Origin of the sequence: Blastococcus xanthinilyticus (assembly GCF_008124835.1) — a bacterium.
GTDB lineage: Bacteria > Actinomycetota > Actinomycetes > Mycobacteriales > Geodermatophilaceae > Blastococcus > Blastococcus xanthinilyticus.
The window spans coordinates 101,260-117,618 of record NZ_VNHW01000008.1 but is presented as its reverse complement, the minus strand read 5'-3'; the positions used below and the strand labels follow the sequence as shown (position 1 = coordinate 117,618).

At 74.1% G+C, this 16,359-nt stretch carries 21 protein-coding genes; 11 read left to right on the top strand and 10 right to left on the bottom strand.

Going from position 1 to position 16,359, the window contains the following annotated elements; all coding sequences use genetic code 11:
- The first annotated feature begins 3 nt into the window (after positions 1 to 3).
- The 3 genes from BD833_RS13500 to BD833_RS13490 all read left to right on the top strand — a co-directional run bounded on the left by BD833_RS13500 (position 4) and on the right by BD833_RS13490 (position 2,599).
- The gene (locus tag BD833_RS13500) at positions 4 to 945 is read left to right on the top strand and encodes an ATP-binding cassette domain-containing protein (RefSeq protein WP_166533658.1); all 942 of its coding nucleotides are present in this window, start codon (positions 4 to 6) and stop codon (positions 943 to 945) included.
- A complete protein-coding gene (locus BD833_RS13495; RefSeq protein ID WP_166533657.1) occupies positions 942 to 1,733 on the top strand; it encodes an ABC transporter permease in 792 nt (263 codons plus the stop codon). Before BD833_RS13500 ends, BD833_RS13495 begins: the two co-directional genes overlap by 4 nt.
- Positions 1,734 to 1,876: 143 nt before the next feature.
- On the top strand, positions 1,877 to 2,599 hold the full coding sequence (locus BD833_RS13490) for a DUF4230 domain-containing protein (RefSeq protein WP_166533656.1): 723 nt from the start codon (positions 1,877 to 1,879) through the stop codon (positions 2,597 to 2,599).
- Between the two features lie 79 nt (positions 2,600 to 2,678).
- On the opposite strand, the gene BD833_RS13485 is transcribed toward BD833_RS13490, so the two are convergent.
- Positions 2,679 to 3,878, bottom strand: coding sequence for an acyl-CoA dehydrogenase family protein (locus tag BD833_RS13485; RefSeq protein WP_166533655.1), 1,200 nt, complete (start codon positions 3,876 to 3,878; stop codon positions 2,679 to 2,681).
- A 185-nt stretch (positions 3,879 to 4,063) separates the two neighbouring features.
- Between BD833_RS13485 and BD833_RS13480 the strand changes: the two genes are divergently transcribed.
- Positions 4,064 to 4,540, top strand: a complete 477-nt coding sequence (locus BD833_RS13480) for a DUF4190 domain-containing protein (RefSeq protein ID WP_166533654.1) — start codon at positions 4,064 to 4,066, stop codon at positions 4,538 to 4,540.
- A gap of 9 nt (positions 4,541 to 4,549) precedes the next feature.
- Positions 4,550 to 5,227 (top strand): M23 family metallopeptidase, encoded by a 678-nt coding sequence (locus BD833_RS13475; RefSeq protein ID WP_166533653.1) that lies wholly within the window; start codon positions 4,550 to 4,552, stop codon positions 5,225 to 5,227.
- Positions 5,228 to 5,290: 63 nt separating this feature from the next.
- On the opposite strand, the gene BD833_RS13470 is transcribed toward BD833_RS13475, so the two are convergent.
- The 3 genes from BD833_RS13470 to BD833_RS13460 form a co-directional block, all read right to left on the bottom strand.
- A complete protein-coding gene (locus BD833_RS13470) occupies positions 5,291 to 6,244 on the bottom strand; it encodes an HpcH/HpaI aldolase/citrate lyase family protein (protein WP_166533652.1) in 954 nt (317 codons plus the stop codon).
- A gap of 89 nt (positions 6,245 to 6,333) precedes the next feature.
- Positions 6,334 to 7,293 (bottom strand): DMT family transporter, encoded by a 960-nt coding sequence (locus BD833_RS13465; RefSeq protein ID WP_243737652.1) that lies wholly within the window; start codon positions 7,291 to 7,293, stop codon positions 6,334 to 6,336.
- Positions 7,290 to 8,192 carry a PhzF family phenazine biosynthesis protein gene (locus tag BD833_RS13460; RefSeq protein WP_243737651.1) on the bottom strand — a complete coding sequence of 301 codons (903 nt, stop codon included), beginning with the start codon at positions 8,190 to 8,192 and terminating at the stop codon, positions 7,290 to 7,292. Before BD833_RS13460 ends, BD833_RS13465 begins: the two co-directional genes overlap by 4 nt.
- 24 nt (positions 8,193 to 8,216) lie before the next feature.
- On the opposite strand from BD833_RS13460, the gene BD833_RS13455 reads away from it, so the two are divergent.
- The 3 genes from BD833_RS13455 to BD833_RS13445 are packed head-to-tail and all read left to right on the top strand — an operon-like array spanning position 8,217 to position 10,795.
- Positions 8,217 to 9,455: a magnesium transporter MgtE N-terminal domain-containing protein gene (locus BD833_RS13455; protein ID WP_166533651.1), complete on the top strand. Its 1,239-nt coding sequence runs from the start codon at positions 8,217 to 8,219 to the stop codon at positions 9,453 to 9,455.
- Positions 9,448 to 9,975 (top strand): DUF1003 domain-containing protein, encoded by a 528-nt coding sequence (locus BD833_RS13450; protein WP_166533650.1) that lies wholly within the window; start codon positions 9,448 to 9,450, stop codon positions 9,973 to 9,975. Before BD833_RS13455 ends, BD833_RS13450 begins: the two co-directional genes overlap by 8 nt.
- A 34-nt stretch (positions 9,976 to 10,009) precedes the next feature.
- Positions 10,010 to 10,795 (top strand): DUF4184 family protein, encoded by a 786-nt coding sequence (locus BD833_RS13445; RefSeq protein WP_166533649.1) that lies wholly within the window; start codon positions 10,010 to 10,012, stop codon positions 10,793 to 10,795.
- Here BD833_RS13445 and BD833_RS13440 read toward each other — a convergent pair.
- Complete coding sequence (locus BD833_RS13440) at positions 10,788 to 11,456, bottom strand: DUF6518 family protein (RefSeq protein ID WP_166533648.1); 669 nt, start codon at positions 11,454 to 11,456, stop codon at positions 10,788 to 10,790. The genes BD833_RS13445 and BD833_RS13440 overlap by 8 nt on opposite strands.
- Before the next feature lie 69 nt (positions 11,457 to 11,525).
- Between BD833_RS13440 and BD833_RS13435 the strand changes: the two genes are divergently transcribed.
- Complete coding sequence (locus tag BD833_RS13435) at positions 11,526 to 12,047, top strand: GNAT family N-acetyltransferase (protein WP_166533647.1); 522 nt, start codon at positions 11,526 to 11,528, stop codon at positions 12,045 to 12,047.
- Positions 12,048 to 12,057: 10 nt separating this feature from the next.
- On the opposite strand, the gene BD833_RS13430 is transcribed toward BD833_RS13435, so the two are convergent.
- The 4 genes from BD833_RS13430 to BD833_RS13415 all read right to left on the bottom strand — a co-directional run bounded on the left by BD833_RS13430 (position 12,058) and on the right by BD833_RS13415 (position 14,134).
- A complete protein-coding gene (locus BD833_RS13430; protein ID WP_166533553.1) occupies positions 12,058 to 12,285 on the bottom strand; it encodes a hypothetical protein in 228 nt (75 codons plus the stop codon).
- Between the two features lie 33 nt (positions 12,286 to 12,318).
- A complete protein-coding gene (locus tag BD833_RS13425) occupies positions 12,319 to 12,633 on the bottom strand; it encodes a hypothetical protein (RefSeq protein ID WP_166533646.1) in 315 nt (104 codons plus the stop codon).
- 503 nt (positions 12,634 to 13,136) lie between these two features.
- Positions 13,137 to 13,448, bottom strand: coding sequence for an AzlD domain-containing protein (locus BD833_RS13420; RefSeq protein ID WP_166533645.1), 312 nt, complete (start codon positions 13,446 to 13,448; stop codon positions 13,137 to 13,139).
- Positions 13,445 to 14,134, bottom strand: coding sequence for an AzlC family ABC transporter permease (locus BD833_RS13415; protein WP_166533644.1), 690 nt, complete (start codon positions 14,132 to 14,134; stop codon positions 13,445 to 13,447). The genes BD833_RS13420 and BD833_RS13415 overlap by 4 nt, the downstream gene beginning before the upstream one ends.
- Positions 14,135 to 14,301: 167 nt before the next feature.
- Here BD833_RS13415 and BD833_RS13410 point away from each other — a divergent pair, with 167 nt between their 5' ends.
- Positions 14,302 to 15,453: an Mrp/NBP35 family ATP-binding protein gene (locus BD833_RS13410; RefSeq protein WP_166533643.1), complete on the top strand. Its 1,152-nt coding sequence runs from the start codon at positions 14,302 to 14,304 to the stop codon at positions 15,451 to 15,453.
- A gap of 88 nt (positions 15,454 to 15,541) precedes the next feature.
- The gene (locus tag BD833_RS13405) at positions 15,542 to 15,964 is read left to right on the top strand and encodes a thiol-disulfide oxidoreductase DCC family protein (protein WP_166533642.1); all 423 of its coding nucleotides are present in this window, start codon (positions 15,542 to 15,544) and stop codon (positions 15,962 to 15,964) included.
- An 8-nt stretch (positions 15,965 to 15,972) separates the two neighbouring features.
- On the opposite strand, the gene BD833_RS13400 is transcribed toward BD833_RS13405, so the two are convergent.
- Positions 15,973 to 16,335: a twin-arginine translocase TatA/TatE family subunit gene (locus BD833_RS13400; RefSeq protein WP_166533641.1), complete on the bottom strand. Its 363-nt coding sequence runs from the start codon at positions 16,333 to 16,335 to the stop codon at positions 15,973 to 15,975.
- Between the last annotated feature and the right edge of the window lie 24 nt (positions 16,336 to 16,359).

The window sequence follows — 16,359 nt, the reverse complement described above, 5'->3', positions numbered from 1 at the left end:
ACCGTGAACCCCGCCATCGCCGTCACCGGCCTGCGCAAGTCCTTCGGGCCGAAGGTCGTCCTCGACGCCCTGGACCTGACCGTGCCGGAAGGAACCGTCTTCGCCCTTCTGGGCCCGAACGGTGCCGGCAAGACCACCACCGTCGACATCCTGTCCACCCTCACCCCGGCCGACGGCGGCGAGGTCCGCATCGCCGGGCACGACCTGCACCGCGACCCCGCCGCCGTGCGCTCCGCCATCGCCCTGACCGGCCAGTTCTCCGCCGTCGACACCCTGCTCACCGGCAGGGAGAACCTGCGGCTCATGTCCGACCTGAACCACCTCGGCCGCAAGGAGGGCCAGCGCCGCGCCGACGACCTGCTCGAGCGGTTCGACCTCGTGGAGGCAGCGGACAAGGTGCCGGCCATGTACTCCGGCGGCATGCGACGCCGGCTCGACCTGGCCATGGGCCTCATGGCCGATCCGCGCGTGGTCTTCCTCGACGAGCCGACCACCGGCCTGGACCCGCGCAGCCGCCGGGCCATGTGGGACATCGTCCGCGGGCTCGTGGCCGACGGGGGAACGATCCTGCTCACCACCCAGTACCTGGAGGAGGCCGACCAGCTGGCCGACCGGATCGGCGTCCTGGACGCCGGGCGGCTGGTCGCCGAGGGCACCGCCGACGAGCTCAAGCGGATGGTCCCGGGCAGCCACGTCCGGCTGGAGTTCGCCGGGCCGGAGCCGCTGCGCCGTGCGGCGCACGCGCTCGGGATCGCCCCGGCCGACGAGGGCTCCCTCGCCCTCGAGGTGCCCGGGGACGGCAGCGTCGCCGCCCTGAAGTCCCTGCTCGCACGGTTGGACGACGCCGGCGTCGACGTCGCCGGGCTCACCGTGCACACCCCCGACCTGGACGACGTCTTCCTGGCCCTCACCGGCCGCCCGACCCCCGCAGAGGTGACCGCATGACCGCGCTCGCACTCACCGTGAACGACTCGGCGACGATGCTGCGCCGCAACCTGAAGCGCGCCGTGCGCTACCCGGGCCTGACGGTGATCGTCGCCGCGCTGCCCATCGTGTTCCTGCTGCTGTTCGTCTTCGTCTTCGGCGGGACGCTCGGCGCCGGGCTGGGCCTCCCGGCCGGTGGCCGGGCGGAGTACCTCGCCTACGTCGTCCCCGGCATCCTGGTCCTGGCCATCACCGGAGGCGCGCAGGGGACGGCGATCGGGATCGCCATGGACATGACCGAGGGCATCATCGCGCGGTTCCGCACGATGTCGATCGCCCGTGCGTCGGTGCTCACCGGGCACGTCGTGGGCGCGGTGATCCAGACGATGGTCGGGCTGGCGCTCGTCGTCGCCGTGGCGCTGCTCATCGGCTTCCGGCCGGAGGCGAACGCGGTCGAGTGGCTCGCGGTGATCGGCGTCCTGGGCATGACCAGCTTCGCGCTGTCCTGGCTGTCGGTGGCGATGGGGCTGTGGACCAGGACCGTCGAGGCGGCCAGCAACGTGCCGATGCCGCTGATGCTCCTGCCGTTCTTCGGCAGCGGTTTCGTGCCGGTGGAGTCGATGCCGGCCGGGCTGCGCTGGTTCGCCGAGCACCAGCCGTTCACCCCGATCATCGAGACGGTGCGCGGCCTGCTCACCGGGACGGCGATCGGCTCCAGCGGCCTGGTCGCGACCGCGTGGTGCGCCGGGATCGCGCTGGTCGGCTACCTGTGGGCGCGCCGGAACTACGAGCGGCGCCCCGCCCGCTGATCCACTGCACCGGCCCCCTCCCCTTCCGCCTCGCGCGGGAGCGGGCAGGGGGCCGTCCGGCGTGTCGCGCGTGTCGCCGGAATAGCCCGGCGGACCGGGCCGCTGCACCGCACATCCCCCGGCACGACCCCGAGAGGCTGCGCATGCCCGGACTGCTGCAGGACCCCGCCCGCTCCCCCCGCACCGACGAGCCGGTCCGCGCCGCCCGGCCCCGCCGGCGGGTGCCGGTGAAGTTGATCGCCGCCGGCGTCGGCGTCGCGATGGTCGTCCCGGTGGCCGGTGGGCTGGCCGGCTGGATCACCGGCCTGGAGAACCCGCTGGAGCAGCGCGTGGTCGACCGCAGCACCCCGCCGCTCCTGCTGGCGCTGGAGGACCTGCACGAGTACCACGCCGCGACCGGCCGGTTCCAGGTCGTCATCGACCGGGAGAAGGACACCCCGTTCGTGCCGTCGGTGATCAGCGGTGAGCGGGTCAGCTTCCTGGCCACCGGCACGGTCGACGCCTACGTCGACCTGGAGGGCCTGACCGCCGACGCCGTCACGCTGGCACCCGACGGCTCGTCCGCGGAGATCGTGCTGCCGGCGCCGAGCATCGGCGAGGCGCGGATCGAAGCCGACAGCAGCCGGGTGCTCGACCGCGACCGCGGCGCGCTCGACCGGGTCGGCGGGGTGTTCGTGGAGAACCCCTCCGACGACGGCGAGCTCTACGCGCTGGCCGAGCGCCGGCTGGCCACCGCGGCAGCCGACAGCGACCTCGCCGACCGCGCGGAGCGGAACACCCGCAGCATGCTCACCGTCCTCGCCCGGTCCCTCGGCGTCGACCGGGTCGAGGTGCGGTTCGAGCCGGCCCCGGCCGACGGCAGCTGAACCGCCGCCGGCGACCGCACCCGGAACGACCCGGCCTCCCGCTCGCGGAGCGGGGGGCCGAGTCGTCCGCGGGGCAGGATCAGCGCTTGAGCTGGTAGGTCTTGAGCAGACCCCGACTGATGATCGTCTTCTGGATCTCGCTGGTGCCCTCGCCGATGAGCAGGAACGGCGCCTCGCGCATCAGCCGCTCGATCTCGTACTCCTTGGAGTAGCCGTAGCCACCGTGGATGCGGAAGGACTGGGTGGTCACCTCGGCGCAGTACTCGCTGGCGATCAGCTTGGCCATGCCGGCCTCGACGTCGTTGCGCTTGCCGGCGTCCTTGAGGCGGGCGGCGTTGACCATCATCAGGTGGGCGGCCTCGACCTTGGTCGCCATCTCGGCCAGCTGGAAGGCGATCGCCTGGTGCTGGGCGATCGGCTTGCCGAAGGTCTCCCGCTGCTGGGCGTAGGCGACGGCCAGCTCGAAGGCCCGGATGGAGATGCCGCAGGCGCGGGCGGCGACGTTCACCCGGCCGACCTCGACGCCGTCCATCATCTGGCTGAAGCCGCGGCCCGGGTCGCCGCCCAGGATGTCGGCGGCCTCGGCCCGGTAGCCGTCGAACACCAGCTCGGTGGTGTCGACGCCCTTGTAGCCCATCTTGTCGATCTTCCCGGGGATGGTGAGCCCGGGCTTGACCTCGCCGAACCCGGCCGGCTTCTCGACGAGGAACGTCGTGAGGTTCTGGTGGGCCTTCTCGGCGCCCTCGTCGGTGCGCACCAGCGCCGCGACCAGGGTGGAGCTGCCGCCGTTGGTCAGCCACATCTTCTGGCCGTCGATGACGTAGCCGCCGTCGGCCTGCTTCACGGCCTTGGTGCGGATACCGGCGACGTCGGAGCCCAGCCCCGGCTCGGACATCGAGAAGGCGCCGCGCACCTCGCCGGTGGCCATGCGCGGGAGGTAGTGCTCCTTCTGCTGCTGCGTGCCGTGCTGCTTGATCATGTACGCGACGATGAAGTGGGTGTTGATGACACCCGACACGCTCATCCAGCCGCGGGCGATCTCCTCCACGACCAGGGCGTAGGTGAGCAGCGACTCGCCGAGACCGCCGTACTCCTCCGGGATCATCAGGCCGAAGATGCCGAGCTCCTTGAGCCCGTCGACGATCTCCTGCGGGTAGACGTCGCCGTGCTCGAGCTCCTGGGCGTGGGGGATGATCTCGCGGTCGACGAAGCTCCTGACCGTCGAGAGGATCTCGCGCTGGATGTCGGTCAGGTCAGCGGTCTGGGCCAAGCGGGTCAACGGTCCACTCCTCGGGGGCTCCGGCGTCCGGGTTACCGGCGAGTATGGGGCACCGTGGCCGGAGCGTCGGAGTGCGCCTGGTCACTCCCCCGGCCGGGTTCCGGCTCGGGCACGCAGGCGTGGCGGCGCGGGCACCGGTGCCGGCCACGTGGTGGAGTACCCCGTCCCGGCACAGGAGGAGCTCCATGACCAACGACGACGACGGGCTGTACCGCGGCGACCCGCCGCCCACCCACGGCACGCCGCCCGGCTCCGGCTCGACCCCCGGCTACGGCCCGCATTCCGGCTCCAGCTGGCCCTCCGGCTCCGGCCCGCGTTCTCCCTTCGGCCCCCCGCCCGGCTACGGCCCACCGCCCGGCTACGGCCCACCGCCCGGCTACGGCCCGCCGCCCGGCTACGGCCCCGGGCATCCGGGCGCCTGGCCCCGGCAGACCAACACCATGGCCATCCTCGCGCTGGTCATGGCCTTCGTCTTCGCCCCGGCCGGGCTGGTGCTGGGCGTCGTCGCGCGCAGGCAGATCCGGGCCACCGGCGAGGAGGGTGCGGGGCTCGCGCTGGCCGGGATCGTGGTCGGCGGCATCGTGACCGGCCTCTACGTCCTGCTCATCGTGTTCTGGATCGCCGCCTTCGCGACGCTGACCAGCACCGGCTTCGGCCCCTAGGCTCCCGGCATGGCGGTGGAGCTCGTCCTCCCCTTCACCGGCCGCTGGCTGACCCAGAACAGCCCGGCCCGGCGGGTACCGAGCCACGGCACCGACCTGCTCGGCGAGCGCTACGCCATCGACTTCGTCGCGGTGGACGAGCGCGGCCGGACGTCGGGGACCCACGACTGGCGGACCCTCCTCGCCACCGAGCCACCGGAGCGGTTCGTCGGGTTCGGCCGGCCGGTCCTCGCCCCCGCCGGCGGCACCGTCGTCACCGTGCACGACGGCGAGCCCGACCACGAGGCGCGGCGCTCGCAGCTGGCGCTGGTGCCGTACGCGCTGGGCCAGGCCGGCCGGCTCCGGTCGGGAGTGCCCGCCATCGCCGGCAACCACGTCGTCATCGCGCTGCCCGGGGGGCAGGGCTTCGTCGCGCTGGTGCACCTGCGGCGCGGCTCGATCGGGGTCGCCACCGGCGATGCGGTCACCACCGGGCAGCCGATCGCCACCTGCGGGAACTCCGGCAACTCCACCGAGCCGCACGTGCACCTGCAGGTCATGGACAGCGCCGACCTCGCCGTGGCCCGCGGGGTGCCGATGGTGTTCCGCCGGTACCGCGAGGAGCTCCGGGGCGGCGAGGTGCGGGTCCGGGACCAGGGGCTGCCCGCAGAGCGCGCCGTGGTGGAACCCTTGCCCGCCACGGCATAGGAAGCTTTACCTGCGGAATCGAGGTCGAATCCGCAGGTAAAGCTTCCTATGCCCGGGGTGGGGTCAGCTCTCCGGCGGCGTGAACGACGACGTCCGGGACATCCCGGCGGCGCGCCCCTTGCCCGCGATGACCAGCGCCATCTTGCGGCTGGCCTCGTCGATCATCTCGTCGCCGAGCATCGCCGAGCCCTTCTTGCCGCCGGCCTCCGACGTCGCCCAGTCGTAGGCGTCGAGGATCAGCTCGGCGTGGTCGTAGTCCTCCTGCGACGGCGCGTAGATCTCGTTCGCCGCGTCGATCTGGCCGGGGTGCAGCACCCACTTGCCGTCGAAGCCCAGCATCGCCGAGCGCTTGGCGACCTCCTCGAACGCGGGCACGTCGCGCACCTGCAGGAAGGGACCGTCGATGGCCTGCACGCCGCGGGCGCGGGCGGCCATGAGGATCTGCATGAGGATGTAGTGGAAGGGGTCGCCCGGGTAGTCCGGGTGCAGCGCGCCCACCACCAGCGACTTCATGTTGATGCTGGCCATGAAGTCGGCCGGGCCGAAGATGATCGTCTCGATCCGGTCGCTGGCGAACGCGATGTCGTTGACGTTGATCAGGCCCTGCGCCGTCTCGATCTGCGCCTCGATGCCGATCTTCCCGATCTCCAGGCCGTTGGCCTTCTCGATCTGGGTCAGGAGCAGGTCCAGCGCCTTCACCTGGGCGGCGTCCTGGACCTTCGGCAGCATGATCGCGTCGAGGTTGGCCCCTGCTCCGCCGACGACCTCGAGCACGTCCTGGAACGTCCACTCCGTCGTCCAGTCGTTGACGCGGACGGTGCGGATCTTGTCGCCCCAGCCGCCCTCGTTCAGCGCCGCGACGATGTTCTTGCGGGCGCCGGGCTTGGCCAGCGGCGCGCACGCGTCCTCGAGGTCGAGGAACACCTGGTCGGTGGGGAGGCCCTTCGCCTTCTCCAGGAACCGGGGGTTGCTGCCGGGAACGGCGAGGTTGGAACGGCGGGAACGGAGCTCGGCCACAGTGCCTCTCTTCGTGCAGACGACGGCGTCTTCAGCACCCGGAGGGTAGCGACGGCGCTGCCTGGCCGCGCCGGGGAGTGATCAACCCCTCAGGTGGCCGGCTCGACCAGCGTGGTCGGTCGGCCGGCCCGCACCACGAGCGCGACCCCGGCCACCACCAGCACCACCCCGGGCAGCGCCAGCAGCGGCGGCACCTGGCCGAGCAGGACGAGCGCGAACAGCAGGGCACCGGGCACCTCGAGGAGCACGGCGAGGCTGACGACCGTCGGCCCCACCGACGACAGCACCAGGTTGAGCAGCGTGTGGCCGAACAGCTGCGCGGACACGGTGATGCCGGCGATCAGCCACCAGTCGCGCGCCTCGAACCCGGCCAGCGGCGCGTCGACCAGGAGCGCCGCTGCGGCGATCACCACCGCGCAGACGGAGTAGCAGACCACCGCGTACGCCGAGGTGGCCAGCCGCTGCCGGGCCCGGGCGCCGGCCAGCACGTAGCCCCCGGCGCAGACGGCACCGAGCAGCGCGAGGGCGTCCCCGGCGAGCGCCTCGCCGCTCACCGTGACGTCCACCCCGACGATCAGGACGACGCCGGCGAACGCGAGCAGCAGCCCCCACCACACGGCCGCGGGCAGCCGGACACCGGAGATCCGGGCGGCCAGCGCCGTCCAGATCGGAGTGGTGGTGACCAGGGCGACCGACGCCGCGACGGTGGTCAGCGACAGGCTGGGCAGCCAGGCGGCGAAGTGCGCGGCCAGGAACAGGCCGGCCACCACGGAGCTGCGCAGGTCCCGCCAGCGCAGGCCGGTCAGCGTCGAGCGCTCGCGGGTCAGCAGCACCGGCACGAGCGCGGCGGCGCCGGCGGCGTTCCGCCAGAAGGCCAGCGCCAGCATCGGCGCGGTCACCATCGCGGTCAGCGGCGCGGACAGCGACACCCCCACGACCGCCAGCGACAGCAGCCCGACGTCCCGGCCGCCGGGCCGGTGCAGCGCCCACGCCGCGGCCGACCGGTCGGCGTGCGCGGTCCCGCCGGAAGCGGCAGGTGCCCCGCTCACGGCACCCGGATCCGGCCGGTCGCCACCGGCAGGACGGCGCCGCGCACGGTGGCCGCGGTCGCCCGCCGGCCGGTGGCGGTGACCGTGCACTCCAGCACCGACGGCCGGCCGAGCCGCTCGCCCTGGTGGATGACGTAGGACGACGTCCCGTCGCCGGCGAGCAGCCCGGTCTCGACCAGCCAGACGCCGGCGCCCAGGGCGGCCGAGCCGGTGGCCGGGTCCTCGCCCCAGCCCAGGTCGCGGCCGAAGACCCGCGCCCGGGCCGTGGCGGTGGCGGCGTCCCAGGACAGCACCGACACCCCCTCCCTCACCTCCAGCGCGGCCAGCGCCGCCGGGTCGGGCCGGGCCCGGTCCACCGCGTCCGGGCACACCGAGAGGTAGCCGAACGGCAGCCCGCACCCGGCCACCTCGACCGGCACCCCGGTCGTGTCGTCGCCGCTGAGCCCCATCGCCTCGGCCAGGGCGACCGCGTCCGGGCCGTCGGCCAGCGTCGGGCGGCCCCCGGAAAGGACCGCGCCGTCACCCTCGACGACCACGTCCAGCACGCCGGCGCCGCACTCCTGGCGCAGCGTCCCGGCCGGCAGCCGCCCCGCGCGGACCAGCGTGTGCGCCGCGCCCACGCTGGGATGACCGGCGAAGGGGAGCTCGGCGAACGGCGTGAAGATGCGCACCCTGTAGTCGGCCGCCGGACCGCCGGCCGACCCAGGGTGGTCGGCGCCCGGCTCGGTGGGGGCGGAGAGGAACGACGTCTCCGAGAGGTTGAACTCGTTCGCCAGCGCCTGGCACTGCTCGGTCGAGAGCCGGTCGGCGTCGAACACCACGGCCAGCGGGTTACCGGCGAACGCGCGGGGCGCGAAGACGTCGACGATCTCGTAATCCAGCATCTCCGGGCCGTTCACGGCGCCGACGGTAGCCTTCCGCCCGTGACGACGGTGAGCAGGGCGTACGTCTCCCGGCTGGCCGGGCTGACCGTGTTCGACCCGAACGGCGACCGCGTCGGCAAGGTGCGCGACGTCGTCGTCGCCCTGCGGGTGGGCAGCGCCTGCCCGCGGGTGCTGGGCGTGGTCGTGGAGGTCGTCGCCCGCCGCCGGATCTTCGTGCCGATGGGCCGGGTCACCACGCTCGACCCGGGGGCGGTGATGCTCTCCTCCGGCACGCTGAACCTCAAGCGCTTCGAGCAGCGGGCCGGCGAGACGCTGGTGCTGGGCGAGCTGCTGGACCGGCAGGTGCGCATCAACGAGTCCGGCCGGCCGGCCCACGTCGTCGACGCGGGCATGGAGCAGACCCGCACCGGCGACTGGCTGCTCACCCGCCTCGCCGTCCAGGAGCCCGGCCGGATCGGCCGGCGGGGGCAGCTGCACCAGCTGGAGTGGGACGAGGTCACCGGGCTGGCGCTGCCGGAGACGGGGCAGGGCGCGGAGACGCTGATCGCCACCTACCGGGAGCTCAACGCCGCGGACATGGCGCATGCCCTGCAGGAGCTGCCGATCAAGCGCCGGCACGAGGTCGCCGAGGCGATGGACGACGAGCGGCTGGCCGACGTCCTCGGGGAGCTGCCCGAGGCCGAGCAGATCACCATCCTCGGCACCCTCCACGAGGGCCGGGCGGCCGACGTGCTCGAGGAGATGGACCCCGACGACGCCGCCGACCTGCTGTCCGAGCTGCACGACGTCGACCGGACCCGGCTGCTCGAGCTCATGGAGCCCGACGAGGCCGAGTCGGTGCGGCAGCTGCTCAAGTACTCCGAGGACACCGCCGGCGGGATGATGACCAGCGAGCCGGTGATCCTCGCCCCGGACGCCACGATCGCCGAGGCGCTGGCGCGGGTCCGCCAGGAGGAGATCACGCCGTCGCTGGCCAGCCAGGTCTACGTCTGCCGCCCGCCGTCGGCGACGCCGACCGGGCGCTACCTCGGGCTGGCGCACATCCAGCGCCTCCTGCGCGAGCCCCCGTCGACGCTGGTCAGCGGGGTGCTGGACGACCTCGAGCCGCTGAAGCCGGAGGCCCCGCTGGCCGAGGTCACCCACTACTTCGCCACCTACAACCTGGTGGCCGCACCCGTGGTCGACGCGCAGGGCCGGCTGGTCGGGGCGGTCAGCGTCGACGACGTCCTGGACCACCTGCTGCCCGAGGACTGGCGGGAGCGGGCCCGCCGTGGCTGACGGCCCCCGGCTCGACGTCCCTCGTGGTGGCGCCCGGCGGTTCGGCAGCTTCCTGCGGCTCAACCCGGACGCGGTCGGGCAGTTCGCCGAGAGCATCGCGCGCTTCCTGGGCACCGGCCGGTTCCTGGCCGTGCAGACGATCCTCGTCGTCGTCTGGATCGCGCTCAACGTCTTCGCCGTGCAGCTGCGCTGGGACCCCTACCCGTTCATCCTGCTCAACCTGGCCTTCTCGACCCAGGCCGCCTACGCCGCCCCGCTGATCCTCCTGGCGCAGAACCGGCAGGCCGACCGCGACCGGGTGCAGGCCGAGGAGGACCGCGCCCGCGCCGCGTCGACGCGCGCGGACACCGAGTACCTCGCCCGCGAGCTCGCGTCGGTGCGCGTCGCCGTCGGCGAGCTGGCCACCCGTGACTTCATCCGCAGCGAGCTGAACCGGCTGATGCCCGAGGACGGCGGCGACGACGGCGAGCGCAAGAAGAAGGCGAAGAAGCGCCGGGAGCAGGCCGACCCGGTGGCCTGACGGGCGCCGGGGCGCCGCGGCCCAGGGTGCGGCCGTGCCCGTCACGCTGGTCCACCCGGCCGCGGTCCTGCTCTTCCTGCGGACCCCGCTCGTGCCCTCGGCGCTCGTGGCCGGGGCCGTGGCACCCGACCTGCCGTACTACGTCTCGCTGCAGTGGATCGGCGGGGACTACAACCTCACCCTGACCCACACGGCCTCCTCGGTCCTCTGGCTCGACCCCCTGATCGCGCTGGCCCTCCTCGCCGTGTTCCACCTCGTGCTCGTGCGGCCCCTGCTGGCGCTGCTCCCGCCCGTCGCCGCCGGGCGGGCGTGGCCCGCGTCGCAGGGCTTCTCCTGGCGGGGCGCCGCCGCGGCCTGGATCGTCCCGTCGGTCGTCGTGGGTTCGGCGACCCACCTGGCGTGGGACGCGCTGGGCGACGTGCTCGGGTACGGGTGGTCGCCGCGGCTGAACCTCGTCGGTGGCGTGGTCGGGGCCGCGGCGCTGCTCTGGTGGCTGGCCCGGTGGTGGCGGGTCACCCGTCCGGTGCCGCTCCCGCCGGGGACCGTGCTCCCGCGCGGGCTGCGGATCGCCGTCGTCGGTCTCCTCGGGGGGCTGGCCGTGCTGGCCGGTGGGCTCGGCGCGGGGCGGTACCTGCCGGAGGTGCGCGAGTCCCACCGCGTCCAGGGCACCGAGAGCATCGCGGCGGTCGTGCAGGACGAGGCCAGGATCTTCGTGGCGGACGCCGGCAGCGCCCTCGGTCCGGGGGTGGCGGTGTACGCCGGGGTGTGGCACCTCGGCCGGCCGGTCGCGCACCGCCGTCGGCCGCAGCGGGTCAGATGACCCCGGTGTCGTAGAGCAGCCGGTTCACCAGCTCCTGCGCCAGCCAGGCCATCGGCAGCAGCAGCCCGAGGGCCCACAGGCGGGTGCTCCGGTGCCGGGGCAGGACGAGCACGACCACGAGGACGACGACGACCTCCGCGACCGCCTGGACCGGGTGCAGCACCACGGCCGAGCCCGTCCACACCAGCCAGACCCCGCGCAGCGCCCCGTTCACCAACGCCGTGCCGGCCGCCAGGGCGAGGACGGCCCCGGCGAGCGGGCCGGGCCGCCGGGCGGCCCACGAGACGACCGCAGCGAAGGCCGCCACCGCGCTGGCCGACAGCAGCAGCCAGGCGGCGATCAGCGCGGGCTGGTAGCCGAAGCCGAGCACGAACACGGCCCAGGAGTAGTAGGCGGCGGTCATGGCGGCGAAGAACACTGCGGCCCGCACGGCGGCGGTACCGACGCCGGGCGCGAACCGGCCGATCAGCGCCACCACCAGCACCCACGCCGCGGGGTAGGTGCCGAGGTCGCCGGCCCACTGCCAGCCGGACTCGTCGCCCAGCTTGGCGGCCACCCCGGCGAGCGCGCCGAGCACGGCGAAGCCGCACAGCCGGCGCAGCTCTCCCCTGCGGGAGGGTGGCGCCGTCGTTCCCGCGGTCGGTTCGGCCAGGTCGGTCACGGCGCCGATCCTGGCCGATGCCGGCCGGGATCGGCCGTCCCGGCACGCGGATCCGGCTACCGTCGGCCGATGGACCGGCCGATCGTGCTCCCGATCGAACCGCTGCGGTCGGCCCGCCTGGACCTCGAACCGTTGTCGGTCGACCACGCCGACGAGGCGGCGCCGCTGTTCGCCGATCCCGCCCTGCACACCTACACCGGGGGCTCGCCCGCCGGCCTGGACGAGCTGCGTTCCCGGTATCGCCGCCAGTCCGTCGGCTCCTCCCCCGACGGCCGGGACAGCTGGCTCAACTGGATGCTGCGCGACCGGCGGAGCGGCCGCCTGGTCGGCACCGTGCAGGCGACCGTCACCCCGGACCGCGACGGACCGGCCGCCGACCTGGCGTGGGTCGTGGCGACGGCGCACCAGGGACAGGGCTGTGCACGGGAGGCAGCCGCGGTGGTGGCGGACTGGCTCCACGAGCATGGCGTCCACCGCCTGCGAGCCGCCATCCACCCGGACCACGAGGCGTCTGCGGGAGTGGCCCGCGGTCTCGGGCTCGAGCCGACGGACACCGTCGTGGACGGCGAGGTCCGCTGGCAGCGTGGATGAGGGCTGCGACTCAGCCCGCCACCACGAGCGCGGTCAACAGCGCGGCGGGCACGAAGTCCACGACGCGGGCCACCCGCGGCTGCTCGACCCACGTGAGGGGCACCCACAGCCCGGCCAGCTCGAGCAGGTAGCAGCCGGCGGAGTCGCTCCGGACGGGGAACGGTGGCCGAATGCCTTTCTCAGGGCATCCGCCGACCAGATCCCGGGACTGCTCGACATGGGCGACGGTCCTGTCCACGACGGACCAGGACCCTGACGGACATCGCTGCGACTACCGGCTCTCCCACGTCTCCAGCAGGTCCTCGGCATCACCCGGCAGCGGCACCTGTGCTCCGCCCTCGAGCTCGACGAGGTACAGCGACTCGTTCACCACCCCCGCGGCGCCGGCGTCGCCCGCGTAGGCCCATCGGTTGTGCGGCCCCGGAACGCTCTCCGCCTGCCCCGCTACCAGACAGGAGGCGTAGACGAACTGGAAGAGGGTCATCGGACCGCCGGTCGCAGGCCTCAACACGAGGAGCCGCGCCCGCGTGCCGGACGGGTGGACGAAGGTCTGCTCGGCGACGTCGAGTTCCGTCGCGGAGACCATCTCGCGCCCGCACGGACGATGAGGGGAAGCCTGGTCCGCAGCCACGGTGCGCGAGTCGGACCCAGCCAGTTCCCAGGGCGCGGGGAGCCACGGCTCGTCGAGCCGGGGGGCCTCCTCGGCCATCACGACCCCGTCGTCCCGGTCGTCGCCAGAGGGAGCCCACAGGGTCGCGGCTCCGACGGCGACGGCCAACGACGCGACCACCGCCGCGGCCGCCGGGTGCCTCACACGGCCGCGCGGCTGCTCGGAACCCGCTCCATCCGCGGATGCCGGCGGAGACGAAGACGACTCGCGGCGTTCCCAGCCGGCGCCGTGAGCGTCCACCCTTGCCGTGCCTCCCTACCCGGCTCCCGGCGACCTCGCGGATCGCTGGAGACACGGGACCAGGTGGCGGAAGTTACGGCACCAGATCGATCCGCACCAGCATCGGCCCCTGCGTGAACCGGCCGGAGCTGCCCCCCGCCCGACATCCAGCTGCCGTGCCGGGCGTCGCACGCCACCGCTCACCCCACGACGACGTGCACGAGCGCGCCGGCCGCGCCGGCGAGCAGCAGCACCACGATGAACGGCGCCCGGAGCGCGAGGGCCAGCGCGGCGACGGCCAGCCCGGCCAGCCGCCCGTCGACGACGATCTCGTCGCCGCTGGTCAGCCCCTGCACCACCACGAGCGCGGCCAGCAGCGCGGCGGGCACGAAGTCCACGACGCGGGCCACCCACGGCTGCTCGACCCACGCGGCGGGCACCGACAGCCCGGCCAGCTTGAGCAGGTAGCAGCCGGCGGAGGCGACGAGGACCGCCGTCCAGGTGGCGCTCACGACGCCACCGCCCGGCGCGGCCGGCCGGCCAGCGCGACCGCCACCACCGCGGTCACCACCTGCACGCCGGGCGGCACGAACGGCGTCAGCGCGAGCGCGACCACCGCCCCGCCCAGGGCCACCCGGCGCTGCACGGCCGGCTCGGGGAACGCCCGGCCCAGCCGGGGCCACAGCAGGGCGAGGAAGGCGGCCGGGACGACGGCGTCCAGCGCGGCCCGTGCGGTACCGCCGAGCGCGGCGGCGCCCAGCGCACCGACGACGGTCGTCGCGTTCCAGGTCAGGTACAGCGTCGCGCCGCCCACCAGGAACGCCAGCCCGGCCATGGCCCGGTCCGGAGCCGCCAGCGCGAGGGCCGTCGTCTCGTCGATGACCCAGTGCGCCGTCCCGGCGCGACGCAGCCGGCCGCGCGGCCGCAGCAGCGGGACCAGCCGCACGCCGTAGACGGTGTTGCGGGTGCCGAGCAGCAGCGCGCTGCCGACGGCGGCGAGGGCACTGCCGCCGGCTCCGAGAACGCCGATCAGGGCGAACTGGGAGGCGCCGGTGAACATGACGGCGGAGAGCACCAGCGCCTGCCAGACGTCGAGCCCCGCGGCGTCGGCCGCGGCGCCGAACGCCACGCCGTAGAGCCCGACGGCGAGCCCCAGCCCCACGGCGTCCCGCAGCGTCTGCGCACGGTCCGGGGGCACGACGCGACCCTAGTGACGCTCCCCGGTGCGTCCCGGATCACCCTCCGCCGACCGGGGCGGGACGTCTCCCGCCGTACAGTGGCAGGCGACCGATCGCGCAGGTCGCCGCGGCTGACGCCGACCGCCGGATGCCGGTCCCCCGCTTCACGAGGAGACAGACGAACACGATGTCCGACCAGCTGACCGGTACGCCGGCGCTCGACGCCGTCAACGCCGCTCTGGCCACCGTCCAGGACCCCGAGATCAACCGCCCGCTCCCCGAGCTGGGCATGATCAAGGACGTGCGGATCGGGCCGGACGGCTCGGTCGCCGTGGAGGTCTACCTCACCGTCGCCGGCTGCCCCATGCGCGAGACGATCACCAACCGGGTCACGCAGGCGGTCGGGGCGGTCCCCGGGGTCACCGCGGTGCAGGTCGCGCTGGACGTGATGAGCGACGAGCAGCGCAGCGAGCTGCGCAAGACCGTGCGCGGCACCGACGCCGCCGAGCCGGTCATCCCCTTCGCCCAGCCCGGCTCGCTGACCCGCGTCTACGCCGTCGCCTCCGGCAAAGGCGGTGTCGGCAAGTCCAGCGTCACCGTGAACCTGGCTGCCTCCCTCGCCAAGCGCGGGCTGGCGGTGGGTGTCGTGGACGCCGACATCTACGGCCACTCGGTGCCGCGGATGCTGGGCGTGGACGACAAGCCCACCCAGGTCGACAACATGATCATGCCGCCGCAGTCGCTGGGCGTGAAGGTCATCTCGATCGGCATGTTCACCCCCGGCAACACGCCGGTCGTGTGGCGCGGGCCGATGCTGCACCGCGCGCTGCAGCAGTTCCTCGCCGACGTGTGGTGGGGCGACCTCGACGTCCTGCTGCTGGACCTGCCCCCGGGCACCGGTGACGTCGCGATCTCGATCGCCCAGCTGCTGCCCAACGCCGAGATCCTCGTCGTCACCACGCCGCAGCTGGCCGCCGCCGAGGTGGCCGAGCGGGCCGGCGCGATCGCCACCCAGACCCACCAGCAGGTGGTCGGGGTCATCGAGAACATGAGCTGGATGGACCTGCCCGACGGCTCCCGCGTCGAGGTGTTCGGCTCCGGGGGCGGGCAGACCGTCTCCGACGCGCTGACCCGGACCCTCGGTGCCCGGGTGCCGCTGCTCGGCCAGATCCCGCTGGACACCCGGCTGCGCGAGGCCGGCGACGCCGGTGCGCCGATCGTGCTCGCCGATCCCGACTCCCCCGCCGCGCAGGCGCTGGAGAAGATCGCCGACGGGCTCGCCGTCCGCCAGCGCGGGCTGTCCGGCATGTCGCTCGGGCTGACCCCGGTCAAGCACTGAGCCGACCGACACCTCGCGGCGCGGTGGTGGACCCCGGCAGGCCCCGTCGACAGACTCCCTGACGGCTGTCCCCACCGCGGAGGTGTTCGTGCCCGTACCCACGCTGGTCTTCGACGGCGACTGCGCGTTCTGCGCCCGTTGTGCCGACGCGGCCCGGCGGATCCTGCCGGCCGACTGCGCCGTGACCCCATGGCAGTCCTTCGACCTCGCGGCCGTGGGGGTGACTCCCGAACGGGCTCAGCGGGAGGTCCTCTGGGTCGGCGCCGACGGCGCGGTGACCGGCGGCGCGCCTGCGGTGGCCCGGGCGCTGCGCGCGGCCGCCGGGGTATGGCGGGTGCTGCGGCTCGTCGGGGTGCTGCTCTCGCTGCCGCCGGTCCGGTGGGTGGCGCCGCCGGTCTACCGCCTCGTCGCCGCCAACCGCCACCGCTTGCCGGGAGGTGCGGCCGCGTGCCGGGTGGTGTTGCCGCCGCCGGAGCCGGTCACCGGGTCCGGTCGCGTCGACCGCAGCTGACCGTCAGATCAGGTCGCGTCGACGTCGAACGGCGGCGGGACGTCGCGGTCGCGCAGCTGCGCGGCGACGACCCGCGACGACGTGGCACCGCTGGGCGGAGCGGCCGGCGCGTCGTGCTCGTCGTCGGCGAGCAGCTGCTCGCGGATGAACGTGCGCGGGTGGTACTTGCGCAGGTCGAGGTCACGGAACTCGGCGAAGTCGTCACCGAGGGAGTCGTTGACCTGCGCGCGGACGCCGGTGATCGCCGACCGCACCTTCTTCAGCCCGCTCGCGGCGTCCTTGGCCAGGTCGGGCAGCCGTTCCGGGCCGAAGATGAACAGCGCGGCGAGCATCAGGACGGCGATCTCGCCCCAGCCGATCGAGTCGAACACCACCGCTCCTGTCCCCGGTCACGG

Excerpts from the sequence above, each read along its gene's own strand:
- BD833_RS13495 (WP_166533657.1), top strand. The coding sequence starts at position 942 with ATGACCGCGCTCGCACTCACCGTGAACGACTCGGCGACGATGCTGCGC.
- BD833_RS13490 (WP_166533656.1), top strand. The coding sequence starts at position 1,877 with ATGCCCGGACTGCTGCAGGACCCCGCCCGCTCCCCCCGCACCGACGAG.
- BD833_RS13480 (WP_166533654.1), top strand. The coding sequence starts at position 4,064 with ATGACCAACGACGACGACGGGCTGTACCGCGGCGACCCGCCGCCCACC.
- BD833_RS13475 (WP_166533653.1), top strand. The coding sequence starts at position 4,550 with ATGGCGGTGGAGCTCGTCCTCCCCTTCACCGGCCGCTGGCTGACCCAG.
- BD833_RS13435 (WP_166533647.1), top strand. The coding sequence starts at position 11,526 with ATGGACCGGCCGATCGTGCTCCCGATCGAACCGCTGCGGTCGGCCCGC.
- BD833_RS13425 (WP_166533646.1), bottom strand. The coding sequence starts at position 12,633 with ATGGTCTCCGCGACGGAACTCGACGTCGCCGAGCAGACCTTCGTCCAC.
- BD833_RS13410 (WP_166533643.1), top strand. The coding sequence starts at position 14,302 with ATGTCCGACCAGCTGACCGGTACGCCGGCGCTCGACGCCGTCAACGCC.